A 23,921-nucleotide genomic window follows, 5' to 3' on the forward strand; every position below is an offset into this window, starting at 1 on the left:
TATGATGTCTTTGTCTTTATTAGGACCATTACAAAAAAGAGAGGTATCGGCATGAGTGATTTTAACCAGAACAATGACGATGAAGATATCGTTGTAACCCTTGATCTTGACGACGGAAGTCAGGTAGAATGTGAGATTCTTACCATTTTTACTGTTGGCGAACGTGATTACATTGCACTTCTCCCACTCGATGAAAATGGCGAGGAGAACGAGGAAGGCGAAGTATTTATTTATCGTTATTCTGAGGACAGTGAAGGCAATCCTTCCCTTGATAATATCGAGGATGATGATGAATACGAAGCTGTATCCGACCGTTTTGACGAGCTTTTAGATGAAGCAGCCTTTGAGGAAATGGATGATTAGTTCTGAGCTTCTTTGATGAAGCGCGAAATTTCTGCATCTTTATGGTTCAGTTGTTTTACCGAAAAAAGATGCAGATTTTTTTTTGCACGCGTCATCCCTACATAAAACATCCTTCGCTCTTCTTCTATTTCCTGTTCTAACACTGCTTTTTTGTATGGCATAACTCCTTCATTGACGTCAATGATGTATACATTCTCATATTCTAACCCTTTTGCACTATGCAATGTTGCTAACGCAACACTGTTTGGATTCTGGTTCTGCACACGATAAAATTCTTTTAACTCTTTCGTATAATTTTCAATGTGGTCAAACCAGGCATCATAGGTCTTATACTCTCTTGCAGCATCTAACAGTTCATCTAAAACATCAAACAGATCATCCGCCTTAATTCTTCTGTAATCCGCATATTCTGTGCAGAATTCGTCATAGCCAACAGCCTTCCTTATGTAATTGATCGCCGCATAAGGGCTTAAATGCTCTAACATATGGATATCACCCTCAAGTTTTTCAATACGCTTTGCCACCCACGGCTGTTCCTCATAGTACCATTCCCATACATCAAATGCCACCGTCTCCTCGTCTAATGATTCCCTGCTGATATAGCGTTTGGGCCGGTTCATGATCTGCAGGAAATCCCTTCTTTCCCTGCTTCCCATCGCAATTCTTATATATGCAAAGATATCTTTTGCAATCCAGTGTTCATATAAATTTGGTACAGTGTCTCTTGTCCGGAATGGTATATTATATTCCATCAACTGCTCCATCAGAAGTCTCGGCTGCGTATTGGTACGGAAAAGTACTGCAAATTCCTCATATTTTGCCCCTCTTTCCACTGCCTCCTGAATATCCCAGATAATACGCGCATTTTCTTTGCGCTGGCTTTCAAACTGCTGCCACTCGATCGGAATGTCTCCCTGGTCAGCAGCTTCGATTTTTTTCGTAAAGCGTTCTTTATTGTGACTGATAAGACAGCCGGCACTTGCCACAATATTTTTTGTCGAACGGTAATTCACATCCAAAAGAACAGTCTCCGCTTCCGGATAATCGTCTTTAAAATGCAGCATGATTTCCGGTTTTGCGCCGCGGAAACGATAGATTGACTGGTCATCGTCTCCCACGATAAACAGATTTTTACGCTCTCCTGCCAGCATTTTTATAATATCATACTGAATCCGGTTGATATCCTGGAACTCATCAATCAAAATATAGCGGTATTTATTCTGCCACGCCGCAAGGATATCGGGGCGCTGCTCAAAAAGTTCTTTCGTGTATACCAGCATATCATCAAAATCGATCAGTCTGTTTTTATACAAAAACTCATGATATTCACGGTACACCTTCCGGAACACAGTTTCCGCACAGTTTTTCGAATAATAATTTGCGATCTGTATTCCTGAATTTTTGACCAGACTGATCTCCCCCAGCAAGGAAGTGATAAATTCCGTCTCATCCTCATAGGTCAGATGTTCCTTCGCTATGATCTCTCTCATACACTGATAGCGTTGTTCCTCTCTCGCAATATTATCCGCACTGTAATTATATGCATGCTTTAAGATTGCAAAATAAACCGCATGGAATGTACCAAATGTTACCGGACATGATCTGTTCATCTTCCGCTGAAACCTGCGTTTCATCTCTGTTGCCGCAGCTTTTGTAAATGTGATAACAAGAATCTGCGCCGGATCTATCCCACACTCTTCGATCAGATATTTCGTGCGTTCCGTAATTACAAGGGTTTTTCCGGAACCTGGTCCGGCGAGAACGAGCATGGGTCCATTTTTATGATGGATTGCCCGTGTCTGTGATGCATTAAAGCTCATAGATTACCTCAATTCATAGATTTGAAACGGCAGGGAAATTTAAAATCTCCCTGCCTGTCAAAAAATCTTACTGTTCTAACAATTCAATACCCTTTTTGATGCGGGCAATGGACTCTTCTTTTCCAAGTACCTCCATCAGCTCTGTCGCTCCGCCCGGTGTCATCTGTTTGCCGGAAACAGCGGTACGGATCGGCCACATTACATAGCCATTCTTCACACCGGTCTCTTCCACGTATTTTAACAATGTGGCATACAATGCGTCATTGCTGTAATCTTCCTGTGCTTCTAACAGTGGAAGTACATCCTTTAATACCTTTAAAGATGTTTCTGCGTTTGTTTTCATCTTCTTGTGCGTATACATTGCCACATCATATTCCGGAAGCGCCTCAAAGAAATCAATATGCTCTTTGATATCCGGGAATACCTCGATTCTGGTCTTTACCATTGCTGCAATTTTCTTTAAATCAAGATCCTTTGTGATCACCTCACGGATATACGGCTCTGCTTTTTCATAGAAGCTGTCAAAATCCATTGCTTTAATGTATTCACCGTTCATCCATTTTAATTTTGTATAATCAAAAACCGCCGGTGATTTGCTGATTCTGTGGTAATCAAATTCTTTGATCAGCTCATCTAAGGTAAAAATTTCTCTGTTATCTTCCGGACTCCAGCCAAGCAGTGAGATATAGTTTACAACTGCTTCACTTAAAAATCCCTGCTCTAACAGATCTTCAAAAGAAGAATGTCCGCTTCTCTTAGAAAGTTTCTTGTGGTTTTCATCCGTGATCAGCGGCAGATGGATGTAAACCGGTGATTCCCAGCCAAATGCATCATACAGACGCTGGTATTTCGGCGAAGAGGAAAGATACTCATTTCCACGTACCACATGTGTGATGTTCATGGTATGATCGTCAACCACGTTTGCAAAATTATAGGTCGGATATCCATCGGATTTGATCAGAATCATATCATCAAGTTCTGCATTATCCACCGTGATATCTCCGTATAACTCATCATGGAAGGTCGTTGTTCCCTCGTTCGGGATGTTCTGACGGATGACAAACGGTTTGCCAGCAGCAAGATTTGCCTCCACTTCTTCTTTACTTAAATGCAGACAGTGTTTGTCATACATCATGATCTCTTTACCGTCCACTTCTGTTTTTAAAGACTCTAAACGCTCCTTGTCGCAGAAGCAGTAATATGCCTCGCCTTTTTCGACCAGTTCTTTTGCATATTTCATATAGATACCGGTCTTCATACGCTCACTCTGTACGTATGGACCATAACCGCCATCTTTATCTGGTCCCTCATCATGTACTAAGCCTGTCTCCTCTAAGGTATGATATATAATATCAACTGCACCTTCTACAAAGCGCTCCTGATCCGTATCCTCGATACGAAGCATAAAGTCGCCGCCTGCATGTTTTGCGATCAAAAATTCATATAATGCAGAACGCAGATTTCCCACATGCATTCTTCCTGTCGGACTTGGTGCAAATCTTGTTCTTACTTTGCTCATTTTTTATTTTCCTCCTGTATTCTCATTTTCCATCTTTATGATCCGGAAAAGATTTTCAAATTTCAAATGCCGTACACGTCATTATATAACAATTTTTCCCTGCTGACAAGTTCACAAATCGAAATATAACGGTAAAAAGCAGAGACAGGATCGTTCTCCTGTCTCTGCATACTTAAAACATTTTCCCTTCAGGTGCAATGCCAGCATTATAGTTTTGTAAATATCGCCGTTTCTTTCTTTAAATCGGTTGCAATTTCAAAGTTCTCATCCATACGGCTTGAGATATTCTCCATATCTGTAACAAGTACCTGTGTACTGTCTGCCGCATTGCTGACACCTTTTGCCCCCTCCTCGATGGCATGTGCAATCGTATTGATCGATTTCTGTATCTCAATCATTGTGTTCTTTAATGAATCCGTCTTTGATTCGAATTCATTCATGGCATTCTCTATGTAGGTTGCCTTGTTTTTATACTCACTTCCGGCCGTTACAAATTCTTCAAATTCCGGCAGGATAGATTCGTTCATATACTGTACAAGTCCATTTGCATTGTCTGCTAAATTATGCACTGCCTGAGTTACAACACTGTTGATCTGCTGGATACGGTTTGCAGCTTCCTGACTGGCAGCTGCAAGCTGACTGATCTCTGTTGCAACAACAGCAAAACCGCGTCCTGCATCCCCTGCTCTGGCTGCTTCAATAGATGCATTTAATGCAAGCAGGTTTGTCTGGCTTGCAATATTCAAAATATCATCCGTCAGGCTATTTACCTGATTTACACTGTTACTGTCCTCAATCGCCCTGTTTAACACCTCAAGAATCTCATTGACTTTCGTGCCGGTAGATTCCATATTAGAACGCGCAGCAGATTCCATGGAATCCGCATGACCTTTCATTTCCTTCGTATAATTATTAATCTCAGTTGTACGCTCCGCAATCTGATTTACCTCTCCCGCAACAGATTCCGTATTGGAATTGATCAAAGAAGCATTATCTGACATCTCCTGCATGGTAGCTGAAAGTTCCTCCGTTAATGCAGACAGATCAGACACACTGCTGTTTGATGTCATAACACTTTCACGGACTTCATTGACTACCGTTTCCATACGTTTTGAATTATGAATGATCGTCTTAAAAATATCCTGTAATTTTCCCATAAACAGGTTAATTCCACTGCCGACTGCAGCAACTTCCTGGTTCGACATGATTGTCACACGTTTAGTCAGGTCACCTTCCCGTTTATCAATACCGTCAATGATTCCGGTAATCTCTTTCTGTGTTTTAGAAAGAGGTACAATTACCATCTTTAATACGGAAAATACTGCAACCAGCAGAGATGCTATACTTACCGCAATGGTAATAAAACTAACAGTCAGTGAATAATTATATACAGCCGTCAACTGCGTTTTTGCTGTGTCCGCATTGTTATTTACTATTTCCTGAATTGCCGTGATATTCTGATCTATCTTGTCTGCATACTCTGAAATTGCACCGTTTGCCAAAGCATACGCAGCCTCTTTGTTTCCATTTGCGCTGTATGCCATAAGATTTGCATTTTCATATTTCAAACCTTCATAATTTGACAATATCGCCTCGTAATTTTCGCGGTCTGAATCATCTATAAACTGTTCAAAATCTGACAGATAATCATCAAGCACCGTCTGTTCTGAACGTATGACATCTACAAGAGAGATCATGGAATCAAGATCTGTTGCTACAATATGTGACAATCCAAGCCGATGAATCTTTTCTGTTTCTGTCTGAATCGACCCTAAATCTGCGATACAGACCATATAGCCATTTGCGATCTGTGTTGCATTTGCATTGACTTTACGGATATTCCTTACTGCCAGAATACTCGAAATAATGGACACAATTCCAAGAACAAACACTGGAATCAGTATGATCATTTTTGTGCTGAAACGTCCCTGTTTTTTCATAATGTGATTTGTCCTCCTGTTACTTATTTAGCCGTGGATGCCGTGATACCATCAACAAGTATATCCATAATTTCCTGAAGATCCTGTCCGGATGGATTGCCTGCTGCCATCGTATCACCAAATGCAGAACATGCATCCCAGTAACTGTTTCCAACACGCTGCAGTTTACCAAACTCAGACTGTGCAATAACAGCCTGGATTGCCGGTACCTGTTTTACAGCATCCGACGCTGCCGCATTGGTATTAGACGGTCCCTGATTTCTCTCTTCAAAACGAATGGTCTGGTTTTCCTCGTTTGTAAGCCAGTCTGCTAATTTTGCAGCCCATTCCGGATATTTTGAATACGTATTCACACCCATCATTTTATATCCGGTAAAGGATGACATCTGTATCTGCTGTCCTGCTACTGTATAAGTCGGAAGCTTTACTGCACCATAGTCGTCTCCCCAAGCCTCTTTAATGGAAACAGCATTCCATACACCACTGATTCCGGCACCGATCGTACCATTCTGTACTCCGGTAACAAAATCGCCATCCGGCTGACTGATAAATGCCGGGTTGGTTGTAATATTTAAAATAGACTGTGCTACATCAATTCCCTTAATCGCTCCATCCGTTGAATTCCAGTTACAATAGTTTGTCACACCATCATCATTGATACCAAACTCTAAACCTGTGTTTCCAAAAAACGAATACAGATACCATCCAGAATTTAACTCCATGGAAAACGATTTACCGGCAGCATCCAGCGCTGCTAATATTCCATCCATCGTCTGAACATCTGTATCAGAAAGAACATTTTTATCATAATAAAGGAAATATCCATTATCTGCCGTCATCGGATAAGCATACAATGTATCATTAATAGATGCAGCTGAAACTGCCTCCTCTAAATTTGCATTTTTTACCTCATCTGCATTTGGCACCGGATATAACGCACCTGCTGCAACCATTGCAGAAAGCTGGTCATCCGCAAACGAGAAAACATCTGCACCATTATGAATATCTCCTAATAAGACATCCTTTGTATCAGAATCTGCATTCTGCTCCAATGTTATCTCAAGCTTTGCCTCCCCGGCATATTTCTGTTTAAAACTGTCTATCATCTGGTTTAACATATCAAAATTATCTTCCTCTGACCAGACTTTCAGCTGTACCACTCCGTTATCCGCTTCCATATCTCCAAAAGCAATTTCTGTAGATGCTTCTGCCCCCGGTACTACTGACTCCACAGCGCCATCACTGTTTGTACTTTTCTGATCTGCCGTATTTCCACAGCCTCCGAACGCCATACACAAGATTGTCGTAAACAGCATTCCTGCAACGATTCTTTTTTTCATTCTAATTCCCCTTTCTCGTATTATGCCGTCTTATCACTACATCACTTATCTATTTTACAGGCTTTTTACATATTTATCAATCACGTTTTTGCTTTTTTCGATATAAAAGCAGGCTTTTTTGACTATATTCAGTTATTTTTTTACATCATGTTCATACGTGCACAAAAATCTTCTTTTCTACATATCTTACTATAAAATTAACGATAAAAGGAATAGAACAATTATGAGACCTTATCATATGTCCGGGAATGCAGGTCGTTCCTGCGGACGTTCACCTGTTTCTTCTGCACCAAATGCAGAATCTATGCCTTGCATGGAATGTATCTCCCCTTCAGGGAATCCCAGTTGCGATTCAGATCATGTACTCGCCATGGCCTACGTTCCCTGGCAGCAATTTTCTTCTGTTTACGAACCGGATCGTGCACTTAGTGCAGGAACAATCTTTCCAGAACTGGATAAACCATTTTTAGCTGCAAAAGGAGGTAGATGCCGATGATGATCAGTCAGATGAATCAATCACAGCTTCTTCACTGGATCGACATGGTCAGCTTTGCAGTCGTGGAAATCACAGAATATCTTGACACTCATCCAGATGATGAAAATGCTTTAAAATATTTCAATCATTATGCTGATCTGCGGCGCACAGCGCTGCGCGCATACGCACAAAATTACACACCGCTTACCATCGACACTGCAAATCCGGATAATTACTGGTGCTGGGCATCAGACCCCTGGCCTTGGGAAGGAGGTGACTGTTAAATGTGGAACTATGAAAAGCGTTTGCAATTTCCAGTCAACATTACAAGACCCAATGCCAAAATCGCCCAGATTATCATCAGTCAATACGGCGGCCCGGACGGAGAGGCTGCTGCATCATTCCGTTACCTTTCGCAGAGATATAGCATGCCCTACAATAAGGTAGCAGGGCTGCTGACAGATATTGGAACGGAAGAATTAGCCCACCTTGAAATGATTGCTGCTATCGTCCGGCAGCTTACCAGAGGTTTAAGTGCGGAAGAACTTGAATCCGCTGGTTTTGCTCCTTACTATGTTGACCACACTGCCGGAATCTGGCCGCAGGCGGCAGGTGGTATCCCGTTTAATGCATGTGAATTTCAAAGCAAAGGGGATGCGATCACTGATCTGTTTGAAGATATGGCTGCAGAACAGAAAGCCCGTACTACCTACGATAACATTTTACGTCTCGTAAAAGACCCGGAAGTCTGTGAACCGATCCGTTTTCTGCGCCAGCGGGAAATTGTCCACTTCCAGCGTTTTGGTGAGGGTCTACGTCTTGTTTTGGAAGAACTCGACAGCAAAAACTTTTATATGTGCAATCCGGAATTTGATCCGGGATGTGGAAAATAACAGAGCAAACTGACAAAAAACTGCGTGCAGCACGTCTTATACAGACATGTTGCACGCAGTTCTAAACCTACATTGTCTCCATCAACCGGTCAATCGCATTGATGATCTCATCAATCTGAGGTTTCATATTTCCGGCTTTTACAGAAAGTTTTAACGCTTCCTCCCTTTGGTTTTTCATTTCTGTGACATTATACTCAATCCTGTCTCTTAATTTCTGTCTGCGCAGAATCAGTCCGTGCTTAACTTCTACCATTTCCTTTGGATCGATCAGCGCAGCTGCCTGTGTGATCCACACCTGTGCATCATATAGCTGATACTGGTTTAAGGCACGTACCAGTCTGCTGTTAAAATATTCAAGATCTTCATTTGTGCGCTGATATTTTTCACGTTCGCGCACTGCATCCATATAATACTGCCACAGCTGATTCAATTCCGAAGCTCTTCTTACATGATATTTCTCACAGGCATAATCAATCGCATTTGTGATATTGACATACTTAAACTTCACCTTATTAAGTAACAGAATTGCCTTGTTTGCACTTCGTTCCGCTAATTTTATTTCAGAATCATTGTGCAGCATCTTCAGATAATCTGCACAAACTGCCACTGCCATAACAAAAATCAGTATCATCCATGCATAATATGTATCAACCTTAAATCCAAACTGTAACGTGATAAGTGTTACTGCCACTGCTGCCACGACCGCAAGAATGATATATAATAAATTTTTTAAACTTTTCTGCTGATGCATCAGATATTCACGATGTAACAGCCACCTTGATTTTTCTCTTTCAAGGTATTTCATATCTTTTTTTATAGTATCCTGATAAAGTTCATTCGAGCTGAGACGCTTGATTGCTTCCGGCATGGTTTTCTCTTCCTGCTCAAGCTGCGCAAACTGCGCATCAGTCAGTTTTTTTTCTGAATTCAGGAACGAATTTCTCGCGCTGTTTAACTGCACAACATTCTGTGCCACATCTGCAATTTTTTTCTTTTCAGGCTCCGGAAGATCCTCCAATTTCTGAATGTCGTTAAGATAAGATGTGACTGTGCGATACTCTGACTTTTCCTCCTCGATTTCCTGTGTGATATCGATCATCTGTTCTAATCGCTCTACAACATATTGTTCCACCTGTTTCGGATTTTTTATGTTGTTTTCCGTCAGCACAGTCTGGTTTAAATCATCCATTTTTTCTTCAAAACTACGTTTTTTCCATCTGTTAAAAAATTTCATTTATACCATACAATCCTTCCTGTACTGTTTTTTCCATTCCTCAAGCTGCATCTCCCATACCTTTTCATCCCCGGCATCCCACTCATCAAGCATTGTTTCAAACTGACATATCGCATCACTTCTGCTGCATCTGCTCAATTCATCTGCAATTTCTTTTGCTTTCTCAGATGTTATTTTAAAATATTCCACCCTGCGTCCAAACGCCCGCTCATCATGATTGCAACGGCATGCCATCAGACACTCCCGCAAAGATTCTTCATCGTCGTTTTTTTCGTACGCCCTTGCATAGCAGTCAGCTGCCTGTTCAAATAAAAACAGCCTTGCATATGCTGTGCCAAGATTATGCCACACGGCACCAACCATCTGGGGCTTTTCATTCTCTTCCGACTGCAAGAGCTTTCTGTACTCCGTAATACTGTTTATGTATTTTTGATTTTCAAGATAACGGTCAGCTTTGATTTTTCCGCATTCAAATGCCGATTTATGCTCCATATCCTGAAGTGTATTTCTGATCTGCTTTTGTTCCTCTGGTGTGCAATAACCACACGCAGACATCAGGCAGCCGGTAAATTCTGATAAAATCCCCCCTCCATCCTTAATATGTCTAAGGTTCTCTGCCACCTCCGGCAGCCCCAGCTCATGTTCCACCCAGTCACACAATTCGTCGTCCATGAAATCCGCATCCAAAAGACAGGTATTATTTTTGATATAATAACACAGTTCATCCAACGAATAAACATTTAACGATACATTTTCAATATAATAAGGCATCGCCGCCAACTGCTGGTTACATAAGATCAAATCGCCCATTCGTCTTTCCTGCCTCTCTTTCGTCTATTTCACTGCTCCCAGTGACATCATATATTCCCACGTTTTGTCCGAACTCTTAAAGATTTCTCCAAACCCCAGATCTTTGATCTTAATCTTTACTTCCATATCAGAAACCGGCTGTGCTTTGATACGGAGACGCGTTGTACGCGGAGGCCGCTTTGGCAGATCCGCAAGTGTAAGTTTTTCAATCTGCGCCTCCTTACTGTTTGGCAGCTGCAGCCAGAAATCGATCTCATTTGATCCATCCAGCAATACCTCACATTCTCCAACTGTCTCATACCAGTTATCCCCTGCATTGATTAGTGTCAAAAGCTCCGTTTTCCCCTGTCTTTGCACTTTTAGGCTGACGTTTACTTTCATCTCGTTATCGCCCATATAGACAAACTGCCAGCTGTTTTCTGTTTTCATACACTTTCTTGCCGCTGCATAACACGCTCCCTTGGAATATAGGTTTTTCCCCATAAAGACCCGACGGCCTTTACATAAGAAAGAAAGCGACTCTTTCATCCATTCACCATCAAAACCATCTCCAGTCAGATATACCGCTGAAACAATATGTCCCGATACGGCTTCTGTTACAACTTTCAAAAAGCTGGCATCCTTGCCTGCTCTGTCTATATTGCGCTGTTCCTCACTGATCGTGACAAGCTGTGGCATAGTCCTTTGATCACGTTCAAGTCTTCTGCACCATACTTCGTCTCCACGGTTATCAAACAGATACACATCATGCAGCCATAATTCTTTTTGCTGACTGAAGGCAAAATAATAAAAGCTCTCTCTCCTGTCAATGAGTGTCAGTCTTCCATCGTGTATTCCAATCCGCTCTGCCACACGGATAAAGAGTTCAGTCACCTCCCTTGACAACTGCTCAAGCGTGATAACCAAAAAATCAGGTGTCACGGGATTCCCCAGTTTTCCTGCCAGATATATCAGTTTTTTTATGTAAAGCGCCAGCAGTTCTTCTGCTTTATAAGTTTCTCCCTCCACGAAAAATTCCTGTCCCGAAAGGGCTGCATGAAGCAGTCCGGACACTGCTTCCTCCCCCTGCAAAAGTGCGAGACGCTTCGCCTCTTCACCAACAAACCACTGACCAATTCCATGTTTTTTTGCCAGCATCAAAGGAATCTGGTACACCTCACTGCCTGCTACCGTACTGACCGTCTCCGGTTCTCTCATATTCAATTGGAAGTAACTTATCACAGCATTGTCATTATCAAGATCAATGCCCAGATAATACGGCATTTTTTCCACTTTTCTCCCTCTTACTTATAAAATATGAAATACCTCTTTTGTTACCATCTGCATTCCATAGTATTGTTTCATTTCTCTCTTTTGCGCATCGCGTTCTCCCATCGCATGATGCATCAGCATATCATTTAACATCTCATATCGTCCATGACTTTCTTCATCCAGTACATTTCTGCAATTTAAACATGCACTTTCCGTTATCTTCTCCTCTGTCTTTTCCTGCTCTGTCATATAATAAAGTACAGATTCGCCAAAAAACAAAATAAATTCTTTGACAAAAATACCATCATAAACCTCATTTAGCAGCGATTGCTCATAATGCTCCCCATCCAGACTAAAATGAATCATAATCTTTCGTCCCGGATCTGTATGATATTCTACAAATGCTTTATCATACAAATGATATTTCAAACGCAATTTTTTCTCAAACTCCAGAAAAAAATCAAAGTAACGGTTCTGTGATGTGTACTCTTCCAACAACTCATCAGCCGCCCGGTACATTACATCTGATAAGTGTTCTTTCTCCGAAAAATATTTCAGCAGTCCCAGTTTACATGCATCGTTCAGCGGATTACCTTCCTGATAGCGTACAAAAATCTGTTCAAACACATACTCAGGTACCACCATATCCCGCACCAGCCATGCATCTGCAAAATAAGATAAATATGCCATGCAGATCAGTTCCCGTCCCCCGCCTTTTACATAACTTTCATAGATATCTTCCACATCCGCAATATAGTCAGTCGAATAAAGCATCTGACTTAAAATACGCTCCTCAAGATCAAACGTATCTATATCAAACTCGCCGGCTGCTTTCCAGATTTCCGCCATGGTCTTTGTTGCGCCATTATAATATTTGCAGAGATAAATAAGAATTACATCATTATAGATGCCCCTGTAAAATACATACTCTGCAAATCCAAGCAGGAAATCATCTTCCTCAAAACCTGCTGTATGGATCGCATAACTGCATAAAGAGACACATGCTGCCGTATCCATATGCTCATATCCACATTCTTCTGCCATTCGATACGCTGTTTCATACAAATGTTCTTCTGTCAGATACTGCATCAGCATACGACGCGAAGCTGTTGATAAGAGTTTATGATCCAGACCAGTCAGGCATCCTGCCTCATACTTTCTTTTCCGATAAAATGATATAACCTGTTCTGCAACATCTCTTTTATAGCGGTCACTTACCAACGGTGATTTCAAAACAGCCCACACACCCGGAAAATCCGGATCATCAACTTCTTCTCCGCCCTTCTGCTGCATGGAATAAAGAATATAAGGCAATTCTTCCTGTGCAAACTCCATACACTTCTTTACACAGCCGTCAATGTCCATCAACGGCTCTTCGTAATAACCAATATCCCCGCAAAAACGATTGCCATAAATATCTTCCATGATCAGGCAGTAATCCTTTGTATGTACGGTAAAATATGCTGCTCCGTTCCGGATCACGGCTTCCTTATTATCTGCATTGTTGCATGCGTATTCATAAACTTCTATCTTTGCGGCACGTGAATCTGTGCAGATCACCTTATGTGTAAAAAGAATTTCAGATGCCCAATGTGCAATATCCGCATTTATGATACCCTGTGCAAACATCTCATCATAAATCACAGCCAGATTATCATCTACATGACCTGCCTCAAGCTGCTCCATCGCAAAGCGTTCTATGATCGGCAGATACTTCTGATATACATCAGGCTGTATTTTTTTTGCCGCAATAATATTGACAAATAAAACCGCCTTCTGCTGCCAGGACAATCCACTGTCATACTGAAAATACATCTGAATCATCTTCGGTACACGCTCAAGTTTTCTTCCATCCAGTGATAAAAGATATGCTTCATACAGGCTTGTAATACGAATCTCTCGTTCTATTCCAAGCTCATACCAGTGATGATATTTTGCACCAAAGCACTGGCTGCGGATCAGATATCCCAACACCGTCGTCAACATTTCATCATCTGGTTTTACCTCATAACATGCTTCTAAAATACGGTATAGAAACGGATGATACTCCTTTTTCCCTGCGACAAGACCCGTTACCTGTATTGCAATATCCCTTGTCATAACACCCCATTTTGCAACCCAGTATAATATGCGTGTTTCAAATGTTCCAAGTTTTGTCAGTAAATAAGGGTCCTGCCAGATCAGATAATATGCCTCCAGATAAAAATACGGACTGTTATCATAACGCATCCAGTCCCGGACTGCTTCTAACCTTTCTGCCGGTTTCTGATAATACTCTTCTTTTAAAAATAACAGCACCCAGAACAGCATTGAATCATCCGGATGCATTTTAAAAATCTGCTCCACCTCTATCGTCAGACGATCTACGTAAGACGGCTCCCGTTCCATCAGTGTGCACAGATAAAGATAATATCCCCATTCCGGGCTTGTATGATCCTCACATGTCCGTTTAAAATCATCTAAAATCCAGGATGCCTCCTGTCTCTGGCGATTGATGATCAGTGCCTGTGCTTTCATCAGTCCATATATTTTTTCATCCTTACACAAAGTAGATAAATGGTCTAAAATAACTCCCGACTGGTTCGCCCATACGCCTGTCACGATCCGCTTCAGGCGGTATTCCAGATAAAGCTGCATTAATTTTGCTCTGGATTTCTGGATATCTAAAAAAACAGGTTCATTTTCTGTAGCATTTTCCGGCTTTGATGTGGCACATACATGATAAATTAACGTTTCCTGTCCCGGCACTTCCAGACATATCTTTCCAAAATTCTTTCCGGCATGCATTTTTTCTGCCACAATGTAATATTCTACATTGCAGACGCTCCCCACGAACATCTCATCGGTAACCCTTGGCTTCTTCAAGGCTAAAAAACCTGCATCTGAACTGACTCTGATTTCAAGATAACCGTGCTGGCTTCTGTTTATCTGAAAAGTTTCCAGTCTGTTTTCATGTACCTGATAAAATACAGTATTGCTCTCTTTTAGCAAAACCTCTGTACGCTTCTTTTTATGAATACCGATCAAAAACTCTTCTACCTTTTGACCGGAGGGAGTTCCTTTTGATAATCCCTCATACAAAAGCATTTCTCTTTTTTCACCGGAATGAAATATATTTTTAAATTTTCCAGAATAAAACAGATGAAATGCCTCTTCAAAATCATTTTCTGACAGTCTGGCAAAATCGGATAAATTTTTTATTTTCCCGACAGAAGATTCCGCATACAATTTAGAAACAGACACAACAAAAGAAAGGTTATATTCACCCTGTTCTACTACAATACAGAACTCTCCTTTTTGAATATCACCTTCAACCAGACCATAACTATGAAATTGGTAACGAATCCTTATTTCTTCCCCTTCAAACTGTGGTGTCAGACATTCCATTCTCGGATTGGAAGAATATACGATTCCACGCATCGGCACATGATTTGTGCTTGTGATCACAAAATCCCCCGAAACGTCATTTCCTTCCATTGCAGTAATGTCAATTTTATCCACAGAAATTGAAAGAGATGGCTTTAAGTGTTCGAATTTTCCCCTTGCCAGTTGTTGTATCCGTCTTCGCAAATCGACACCCGCTTTTTCTCTTTTAATTGCTTGCTTTTTCAATGACAATCATTATAATAGATTATAAACCAATTTGGAGGAGTTCGCAATGATAAAACACAAAGACCATTTTCACGGAAGTGATTTAGAAAAAATAGAGCAGATCTACGGCATCAGAAAAGAAGAGATCGTCAGTTTTTCTGCAAATGTTAACCCGCTTGGTGTATCACCGCTTCTTCGTACCGCTCTTTCCGAGCAGATCGATGTGATCACGACATATCCTGACAGGGAATATACATCTCTTCGTAAATGCATCGCAGAATACTGCGGTACAGAATATGAAAACGTCATCGTAGGTAACGGTTCCACAGAACTGATCTCTCTTTTTATACAGATTGAGCACCCGAAAAAGGCAATGGTCATCGGTCCTACTTATTCCGAATACGAGCGTGAGATCTCTCTTGGCGGAGGTACGACACTCTATTATCCGCTTCGCGAAAAGGATAATTTCCGTTTAGATGTTGATGATTTTATCTCTCATCTGAATGAAAGCATTGATCTGATCGTTATATGTAACCCAAACAACCCTACATCATCCTGCATTACAAGAACAGAAATGCGTCACATCTTAGATGCATGCAAGGAACATGACATTTATGTCATGGTGGATGAAACTTATGTGGAATTTGCCGATAATATGGCTGATATCTCCGCTGTGCCACTGACAAACTATTATAACAATATTGTCATTTTACGTGGTACCTCAAAATTTTTCGCGGCACCGGGACTCCGCCTCGGCTATGCGATCACAGGCAACCGTGATCTGATCAAATCTATCAATACCAGAAAAAATCCATGGACGATCAATTCCCTGGCTGTCGTTGCCGGAGAGACGATGTTCCGTGACACTGCATACATCAAAGCTACCAAAGACCTGATCACTTCAGAGCGTGCAAGAATTTATCAGACATTCCAGAAAAGCCCTGATTTTAAAGTATATGAACCAAGCGGCAATTTCATGCTGGTACGCATTTTAAAAGATGACCTTACTTCCCAGGATCTATTTGACCGTGCGATCCGTGAAAAAATGATGATCCGTGACTGCTCCACATTCCCATTTCTGGATAACAAGTACATCCGGCTCTGTATCATGAATCCAGAGGATAATGACAGACTGCTTGCCTGCCTGCTCCGGTAAATATCCGGTCAGACAAATCTGTTCACCGGCATTTGTTTTTGTAATTCATCAAAATATAAAATCTTATTTTCAGCACAATTTTCAACGCATTTTCCTAGAACAAAGAGTCGCTTGCGACTCTTTCGCGCTCGAGCGGTGCTGTTTACAGCTAACTTCTTCTCCGCGAGATGCGTAATTTCCTATGAATTTAAAAAACACAGCAGATCTTTACAATCTGCTGTGTTTTTCACGTTCTTATTTATTACAACAGATTGTATCACAAAGCCATACAATCTATTGTTTTTTCTCTTAGAGACCTGTTATTACATCATTCCCATGCCAGGGTTGCCTGCCGGAACTGCCGGAGCATCTTCTTTGATATTAGCAACAACAGACTCTGTTGTAAGCAGTGTAGATGCAACAGAAGTTGCGTTCTGTAATGCTGTTCTTGTAACTTTAACCGGGTCAAGAATACCGTTCTCAACCATATCTACATACTCTTCGGTTGCTGCATTGAATCCGATACCGTCTTTAGACTCTTTTACCTTATTGATGATAACAGCGCCCTCAAGTCCTGCATTTGCAGAGATATAGTATAATGGAGCTTCCAGAGCTTTTAAGATAACTTTTGCACCAGTCTTCTCATCACCCTCTAAGGTGTCAGCTAACTCAGCAACAGCTTTGGTTGCATGGATATATGCAGAACCGCCACCTGCGATGATACCTTCTTCGACTGCTGCTCTTGTTGCGTTTAAAGCATCTTCCATACGAAGTTTTGCTTCTTTCATCTCTGTCTCAGTTGCTGCACCGACACGGATAACTGCAACGCCACCTGCTAATTTTGCAAGTCTCTCCTGTAATTTTTCTTTATCAAACTCAGATGTTGTCTCCTCGATCTGACCACGGATCTGGTTTACTCTGCTTGCGATCGCATCTTTGTCACCAGCACCGTCAACGATCACTGTGTTCTCTTTCTGGACTTTTACAGATTTTGCACGGCCTAACTGATCCATAGTTGTGTCTTTTAATTCCAGACCAAGATCAGAGCTGATCACCTGACCACCTGTTAAGATTGCGATATCTTCAAGCATTGCTTTTCTTCTGTCACCATAGCCAGGTGCTTTGACAGCTACTACATTGAATGTACCACGCAGTTTGTTGACGATCAAAGTGGTAAGTGCCTCACCCTCGATATCCTCAGCGATGATAAGTAATCTTGCTCCGCTCTGTACGATCTGCTCTAACAGAGGAAGAATCTCCTGAATGTTGCTGATCTTCTTATCTGTGATCAGGATATATGGATCGTCTAATACTGCTTCCATTTTATCCATATCTGTGCACATGTAAGCAGATACATAACCACGGTCAAACTGCATACCTTCTACTAAATCAAGCTCTGTCTGCATTGTCTTAGATTCCTCGATCGTGATAACACCATCGTTGGAAACTTTTTCCATTGCATCAGCAACCATGTTACCAACATTCTCATCTCCTGCAGAGATTGCAGCTACTTTTGCGATCTGGTCTTTGCCATTTACTTTTGAGGACATTGCAAGAATTGCTTCTACTGCTTTGTCTGTTGCTTTCTTCATACCACGGCGGAGGATGATCGGGTTTGCACCTGCCTCAAGGTTCTTCATACCTTCCTGTACCATTGCCTGTGCTAAAACAGTTGCTGTTGTGGTACCATCACCTGCAACATCGTTTGTCTTTGTTGCAACTTCTTTTACAAGCTGCGCACCCATGTTCTCGAATGCATCTTCTAACTCGATCTCTTTTGCGATTGTAACACCATCATTTGTGATCAGCGGAGCGCCGTAAGATTTATCAAGTACTACGTTTCTTCCTTTCGGTCCTAATGTTACTCTTACGGTATTTGCCAGTTTATCTACACCTGCACCTAATGCTGCTCTTGCTTCTGTGCCATATTTAATTTCCTTTGCCATATCTGTCTACCTCTTTCTGAAATTTATTAATAATAAAAATCTGTTTTACTTTGAACAATTATTTATTCTACGACTGCAAGAATATCATTCTGTTTTACGATAATGTATTCTTCTCCGTCTAATTTTACTTCTGTTCCTGCGTATTTTGAATAAATTACCTTCTGTCCGGCTTTTACCTGCATGGTAACTTCTTTTCCATCAACCATTCCACCAGGACCTACGGCAATAACCTCTGCCTCCTGTGGTTTTTCCTGTGCACTGCTTGTAAGGATGATACCTGATTTTGTGGTTTCCTCTGCCTCACACTGTTTTAATACGACTCTGTCGCTTAATGGAACTAATTTCATGTTGCTTACCTCCTGCTTATGATCATCTGTTTTATTTCTTTTGAGTAGTTATTAGCACTCATTTCTTTTGAGTGCTAACTTATGGTTCATATAATAGATTTTTATATTTGAATCTGCAACCAAATATATTTCTATTTATGTCCATTTATTCTGATATTTTCTAATATTTTCTCTCTTTTTCTCGTTTTTTTATAAGTTCACTCATTTTCTGTGATTTTATACTTTTTTTATTTTTTCAGCGGAGACTGTTTTACCGTGCGTTTTACGGTCTGTTTTACTGTCTCCTTCATTGCTTTATTTCCTTCCATCCAAAGCAGTTTTAAGGCTCTTGAAAACAGTTTCTGCCGCTCCGGTGAAAGTTTACTGGTTTCTTTCATCAGTTCCTGTATTTTCTTCCATTTACTGTGGTAAAAATCATCTACCGTACGGATCCCGACTTTTTCGATCATATCAAATGCCGTCTCCACGATCTGTGCCCTCTCTTCCCCGTCTAACTGGTAAATCCATGATTTTATCGTTTCATCCAACAACAGGCTCTGCGCCGCAACCTGATCCACATGTACAAAAGATCTTCCGAGTACCTCCCATGACATGGCATCGTGCTGCTGGATCCCGCTGTTTGAGCTCTTGACAACTTCAAACGACTCCTGATGTTCTAAGAGCATTCCGACAATGGAAGATTCCGGCAGGATCGTGTGCAGCTTCGGCAGCATGCGCTGGTACTCTGTGCTTTCCACCATATCGCTCCGGAATCCCGGACCATCATTGCTGTACACATTTAAAATCTGGTTCTGGATCTGCGGATCACATTTTACGGAGGCATACACGGCAAAATTTCCACCCTTTGAATGGCCGCCGACACGCACCCTCTGCTTTTTGTCTGTCACTGCACGGTTCAAATATTCCACTGCCCGGAGCTGTCCCGGCGTTTCTGACAGATATCCCATATTAAAATCTTCCCGCCAGCCCGTGATCGTGTTGTCTGTTCCGCGAAATGCCACATACAGGCTGTCATCCGGCAGTTCCACACAGACCGCCGAAAACTGAAACTGTTGATCGTCTCGGATCTCATTGACATAGCAGTGCAGTTTTACATCCGAAAAACGTTTTGTTTCCGCCATTTTCTCCATAACAAACGGGGCCGATTTCGTCATGGATACCCGTGCCAAGATTTCGTCTTTATCATTCTTTTCCCAAAATTGTCCGGATGCCTCCTTAAGCGGTACAGCCGGCGCATTTTCCTCTGCTGTAACGATCCCCTCAAAATCAACATATGCAAGCTGCGCTAAAATCAGATTATCAACTTCATTAAATTCATCTGCCTCAAACGATAAATCCCCGCGCCAGTCCATATAATCCATGATATTTGCCATATTTTTCCCCCTGTCTTTTATTCAGATCAGCCCATAATGTTTCAGTCCGTTCCAGATCCCATCTTTATGGATATCTGTGGTAATAAATTCTGCCGCATTCTTTGCCACATCCGTACCATTTCCCATGGCAATCCCATGTGCCACAAATTCAAGCATTTCCACATCATTAGCACTATCCCCGAATGCATAAGTATCTTCTTTTGCGATTCCAAGAAACGCACAGAGACGCTCAATGCCACTTGCCTTGGAATGCCCCGCCTGCCCGATCTCTAATATTCCATCCGGCTCATGGACGATCATATCAAACTCCGTTCCCAGTTCTTTCCTGACAAGTTCTACATCTGCATTTCCAAGTTCCGCACTCAGCTTATTTACCTCATATTGTGCAATTCCGGTAATACTTTTTAGGTTTTCCCCAAGCTCATTTCTCAGATAAATGACATATGGATCATCCTTGAAGTCTTTTTCATCCACATAAATATAATTTGGTCCCTCTAGTACCATTGGTATCTGGTATTTTCTAAGTACTGTAAGAATATGTTTGATTTGTTCGTTGGTCAGTAAAAGTTCAAATAACTTTTCTCCCTCGAATTCAATGTGTGTGCCGCATGCTGCCACAATGCCATCAAACCCGAGTGCCAGTAATTTGGGACTTTTGATATTGGATCTGCTTCTTCCACTGCACAGGAAGGCATAATGCCCGTTTTTTCTTAGTTCTTTCAATGCTTCTTTTGTGCTTTCCGGTATATTCATCTTAAAATCCCATAATGTACCGTCTATATCAAAAAATACTGCTTTTTTCATTATATCGTCTATTTTTCCCTTCCGTCGTGATGTTTTTTATTCTAACAGAATTTTCCCATTAAGCAAAGTATTTTAAAATCCATATCACCGTATACAAAAATACCGCACAACCCTTTTACAGGCTGCACGGCATAATAATGCTCACTATTCTGTTTGCTTGCTCACGATGCAATGCTCCGCTCGTCTTACTCGCGATGCAATGCTCCGTTCGTATTACTCACGGTGCATGGAGAAGCTTTCCATGTCGTAATTCTTTAAGTTGTCATGGATGGTACGGTCATCTGCCTGACCGATCAGGGTATCACGGTTCTTTTTGGAAGAAATCTGATCGTTGAACGCACTTGGACCACCAACGCAGCCGCCCTCGCATGCCATACCTTCAATGAAGTCTTCCGGCAGTCTTGCAGCTTTTAACAGAAGTAATGCTTTCTTACACTCTGCCGCACCGTTTGCCTTGCATACGGTTGCTGCGATCTCATCGTTAGACTCTTTTAAGCTCTCAAGTACTGCAGCTGTTACACCGCCGGAGTTTGCGAAACGTTTACCAAATGTAGATGCTGTCTGATCATCATTTGGACACGGCTGTAACTCAACGCCTTTTGCTTTCATCATTGCACGGATCTCGCTGTATGTTAATACATAATCTGCATTTCCCTCGATCTTCTGATCTGCAACTTCTGACTTCTTGGCAACACACGGTCCAATAAATACAGTGATCGCATCAGGATCTTTCGCTTTGATCAGACGTGAAACTGCGCACATCGGAGATACTGTTGTAGATACACACTCTGCTAATTCCGGATAATGTAAACGCACCATATTTACGAATGCAGGACAGCAGGAAGTAACTTTTTTATTTCCCTCTTTATAAGCCTCTGCCCACTCTTCTGCCTCATAAGCTGCTGTCATATCTCCACCGAGACCTACATCATAGAAATCAGTAAATCCCATCTCTTTCATCGCTTTTTTCCAGCTTGCCATTGTGATATCTGCACCAAACTGGCCTTCTGTTGCAGGAGCTGTCATTGCATATACATGCTTACCTGCTTTTAAAGCCTCGATTACCGGCACAATATAAGTCTTAGATGCGATTGCTCCGAACGGACAGCTGTGGATACATTTACCGCAGCGGATACATTTTTCTTTATCGATCACGGAAATGCCGTACTCATTGTATGTAATCGCATTGACCGGACAGCTGAATTTACACGGTCTCTTTAAATGTGCGATTGCATTGTAAGGACATGCCTGTGCACATTTTCCACATTCTTTACATTTGGAAGGATCAATATGGGAACGGTCTCTTCCCGGCTCGATTGCGCCAAATTTACATGCATTGATACATGCTTTTCCAAGACAGTTCTGGCAGTTCTCTGTTACAGTATAACTGGAAATCGGACAGTCCTCACATGCGGAGCTGATAACCTGAACCACATTTCCATCATCCTCTGCGCCCGGTGCTTTACCCTCTGCTAAACGGACTCTCTGACGGATGATCTCCCTCTCTTTATAAATACAACAGCGAAACTGCGGTGTCGGACCTGGAATGAGTTCTGTTGCGATGTGGTCTCTCTCTTCTTCAAGTCTGCCTTCAAATGCAAGCTTTGCGACTGTGTAGAGTACATCGTGTTTGATTTTAATCACATTTTCATCTGCATACATCGTGTTTTACCTCGCTCATCTTATCTTTGTTAACTTTTTAACCATCTTAGACATTATATATTATCTGTATGGAAATTCAAGTACTTCGCTTGTTTTTATTGAGAAACACTTTGATTTTTTGCATCTTATTGAGAAAAAAGCAGTTCAAAATCCAGCAAACTCACCAAATAATCCTAACAATTCAAATCCATTCAATCCCATAAGATCACATTCTTCCCCCGTAATGTCCGTCATTTCACTGCCCTTTTTCACGGAAATTCTACCATTCAGACCATCTTCATCATCGGATTCAAATGTGAGTGTTCCGTCCCCCGCTGCAGGGTTTCCTGTAATAGCAGTCCAGACAGAGTGTATCTCTTCTCCCTTTAAATATGTGATTTTCATGTTCTGCATCCGGAAGTCACCGCCTGAAAATAAAATTTCCAGATTCTGCTTATTTCCATCAATTTCATAATTTACAGCGATCGCAGCCAGCTTATTCCGGAATAAATATACCTTACATTCCATCTCCCCCGTTGCTGATACTTTGTCATAAACCGCCATAAATATTTTTCCGGCAGGATCTTCTGATATTTTTGTCCCATCTCCATATTTTTTCTTCGCAGCTTTCTCTGCGGCATCTAACACATTTTGTACATTATCACTGCTGATCACAAACTGATAGCCCACACAATCTTTTTTCTGACCGTCAATTTCAAATTCCTGTTTTTCGATTTTATTGATCTTAATTTTATTAAATTCTTTCCGTGCTTCTTTTAATATATCTTTTCCAATCCCTTTTTGTTCTTTTCCACCATATAATCCTGCCAGAACCGTATTAAACCGTTCCAGATTCTGTGAACCGATCTTTTTTGCAATATATCCGCTTTGTTTGTTACTGTTATAATCATATGTAAATACTTTCGAACTCAGTGACGGAAACTGTGCTTTCAGTTCCTTGTCATTTAGTACCATTACAAATTCCAAATCCTGCAGCTTATCAAGATCTAACGTTCCCCTTAACTGCTTCTGTGCAGAATCTGATGCATACTCTGCCTGTATCTTCTGTTTCTTCCACTGCCCTTCTATCGAAATGGTATAATCTTCCCCATTCAAACCGTCTGCCACCTGTGGCTGATCCTTGACCGTTTGATACATAGCATATAAAATCTTATCGCTCTTTCTTAAAAAAAATCCATTTTTTATCCCTGCAAACAGCACAATTGCCAGAACTACTATGATTCCTGCAGACAAAATCCATATTTTCTTTAATGATTTCTTATGATCATTTTGTATTTCCATTGTAAGCCTCCATTTTCAGCCTGAATGATCCCGTTATTCTTACACATTCATTTTAATTTACGGTTTATTTTATTCTTTTTTCGTTCACTTGTAAACCAATAAAGCAAAAAAATGCTGCCTCCCATTTACAGGAAAGC

At 41.3% G+C, this 23,921-nt stretch carries 19 protein-coding genes; 5 read left to right on the forward strand and 14 right to left on the reverse strand.

Going from position 1 to position 23,921, the window contains the following annotated elements; all coding sequences use genetic code 11:
• The first annotated feature begins 51 nt into the window (after window positions 1-51).
• Window positions 52-363, forward strand: coding sequence for a DUF1292 domain-containing protein (locus tag DW650_RS02030; RefSeq protein ID WP_117921748.1), 312 nt, complete (start codon window positions 52-54; stop codon window positions 361-363).
• Here the strand turns inward: DW650_RS02030 and DW650_RS02035 are convergent.
• The 4 genes from DW650_RS02035 to DW650_RS02050 all read right to left on the reverse strand — a co-directional run bounded on the left by DW650_RS02035 (window position 360) and on the right by DW650_RS02050 (window position 6,982).
• Complete coding sequence (locus tag DW650_RS02035) at window positions 360-2,183, reverse strand: ATP-dependent helicase (RefSeq protein ID WP_118208942.1); 1,824 nt, start codon at window positions 2,181-2,183, stop codon at window positions 360-362. The genes DW650_RS02030 and DW650_RS02035 overlap by 4 nt on opposite strands.
• A gap of 67 nt (window positions 2,184-2,250) precedes the next feature.
• Complete coding sequence (gene gltX, locus DW650_RS02040; protein ID WP_015520425.1) at window positions 2,251-3,702, reverse strand: glutamate--tRNA ligase; 1,452 nt, start codon at window positions 3,700-3,702, stop codon at window positions 2,251-2,253.
• A 206-nt stretch (window positions 3,703-3,908) separates the two neighbouring features.
• Entirely contained in the window at window positions 3,909-5,642 is a 1,734-nt protein-coding gene (locus DW650_RS02045) for a methyl-accepting chemotaxis protein (RefSeq protein WP_118208943.1), read from the reverse strand.
• A 23-nt stretch (window positions 5,643-5,665) separates the two neighbouring features.
• The gene (locus DW650_RS02050) at window positions 5,666-6,982 is read right to left on the reverse strand and encodes an extracellular solute-binding protein (RefSeq protein WP_118208944.1); all 1,317 of its coding nucleotides are present in this window, start codon (window positions 6,980-6,982) and stop codon (window positions 5,666-5,668) included.
• 370 nt (window positions 6,983-7,352) lie between these two features.
• Between DW650_RS02050 and DW650_RS19895 the strand changes: the two genes are divergently transcribed.
• The 3 genes from DW650_RS19895 to DW650_RS02065 are packed head-to-tail and all read left to right on the forward strand — an operon-like array spanning window position 7,353 to window position 8,350.
• Window positions 7,353-7,478: a spore coat associated protein CotJA gene (locus DW650_RS19895; protein WP_241071007.1), complete on the forward strand. Its 126-nt coding sequence runs from the start codon at window positions 7,353-7,355 to the stop codon at window positions 7,476-7,478.
• Complete coding sequence (locus DW650_RS02060; protein ID WP_117921738.1) at window positions 7,469-7,741, forward strand: spore coat protein CotJB; 273 nt, start codon at window positions 7,469-7,471, stop codon at window positions 7,739-7,741. The genes DW650_RS19895 and DW650_RS02060 overlap by 10 nt, the downstream gene beginning before the upstream one ends.
• Complete coding sequence (locus tag DW650_RS02065; protein WP_117921736.1) at window positions 7,742-8,350, forward strand: manganese catalase family protein; 609 nt, start codon at window positions 7,742-7,744, stop codon at window positions 8,348-8,350. It abuts the gene before it with no gap.
• 67 nt (window positions 8,351-8,417) lie between these two features.
• On the opposite strand, the gene DW650_RS02070 is transcribed toward DW650_RS02065, so the two are convergent.
• From DW650_RS02070 to DW650_RS02085, 4 genes are read right to left on the reverse strand one after another with little or no spacing between them, the layout of a single operon-like run.
• Window positions 8,418-9,584: a hypothetical protein gene (locus tag DW650_RS02070; RefSeq protein ID WP_118208945.1), complete on the reverse strand. Its 1,167-nt coding sequence runs from the start codon at window positions 9,582-9,584 to the stop codon at window positions 8,418-8,420.
• The gene (locus DW650_RS02075; RefSeq protein ID WP_118208946.1) at window positions 9,585-10,394 is read right to left on the reverse strand and encodes a hypothetical protein; all 810 of its coding nucleotides are present in this window, start codon (window positions 10,392-10,394) and stop codon (window positions 9,585-9,587) included. It lies immediately after the preceding gene.
• A gap of 24 nt (window positions 10,395-10,418) precedes the next feature.
• Window positions 10,419-11,657 (reverse strand): DUF5716 family protein, encoded by a 1,239-nt coding sequence (locus DW650_RS02080; protein ID WP_117921732.1) that lies wholly within the window; start codon window positions 11,655-11,657, stop codon window positions 10,419-10,421.
• A 24-nt stretch (window positions 11,658-11,681) separates the two neighbouring features.
• A complete protein-coding gene (locus tag DW650_RS02085; RefSeq protein WP_243102836.1) occupies window positions 11,682-15,215 on the reverse strand; it encodes a DUF5717 family protein in 3,534 nt (1,177 codons plus the stop codon).
• An 88-nt stretch (window positions 15,216-15,303) separates the two neighbouring features.
• On the opposite strand from DW650_RS02085, the gene DW650_RS02090 reads away from it, so the two are divergent.
• Window positions 15,304-16,392: a pyridoxal phosphate-dependent aminotransferase gene (locus DW650_RS02090; protein WP_118208947.1), complete on the forward strand. Its 1,089-nt coding sequence runs from the start codon at window positions 15,304-15,306 to the stop codon at window positions 16,390-16,392.
• 302 nt (window positions 16,393-16,694) lie between these two features.
• Here DW650_RS02090 and groL read toward each other — a convergent pair whose 3' ends face one another.
• From groL to DW650_RS02120, 6 genes are all read right to left on the reverse strand, one after another.
• A complete protein-coding gene (gene groL / locus DW650_RS02095; protein WP_117921728.1) occupies window positions 16,695-18,317 on the reverse strand; it encodes a chaperonin GroEL in 1,623 nt (540 codons plus the stop codon).
• Window positions 18,318-18,379: 62 nt separating this feature from the next.
• A complete protein-coding gene (gene groES, locus DW650_RS02100; protein WP_006857823.1) occupies window positions 18,380-18,664 on the reverse strand; it encodes a co-chaperone GroES in 285 nt (94 codons plus the stop codon).
• A 227-nt stretch (window positions 18,665-18,891) separates the two neighbouring features.
• Window positions 18,892-20,037, reverse strand: a complete 1,146-nt coding sequence (locus DW650_RS02105) for a DUF2974 domain-containing protein (RefSeq protein WP_118208948.1) — start codon at window positions 20,035-20,037, stop codon at window positions 18,892-18,894.
• Window positions 20,038-20,058: 21 nt separating this feature from the next.
• Complete coding sequence (locus tag DW650_RS02110; protein WP_117921725.1) at window positions 20,059-20,841, reverse strand: Cof-type HAD-IIB family hydrolase; 783 nt, start codon at window positions 20,839-20,841, stop codon at window positions 20,059-20,061.
• A gap of 213 nt (window positions 20,842-21,054) precedes the next feature.
• Entirely contained in the window at window positions 21,055-22,503 is a 1,449-nt protein-coding gene (locus DW650_RS02115; protein WP_117922629.1) for a 4Fe-4S dicluster domain-containing protein, read from the reverse strand.
• A 144-nt stretch (window positions 22,504-22,647) separates the two neighbouring features.
• Window positions 22,648-23,784 carry a hypothetical protein gene (locus tag DW650_RS02120; protein ID WP_118208949.1) on the reverse strand — a complete coding sequence of 379 codons (1,137 nt, stop codon included), beginning with the start codon at window positions 23,782-23,784 and terminating at the stop codon, window positions 22,648-22,650.
• Window positions 23,785-23,921: the final 137 nt, after the last annotated feature.

Origin of the sequence: Roseburia sp. AM23-20 (genome assembly GCF_003470905.1) — a bacterium.
Classification (GTDB): Bacteria; Bacillota; Clostridia; order Lachnospirales; family Lachnospiraceae; genus Roseburia; species Roseburia rectibacter.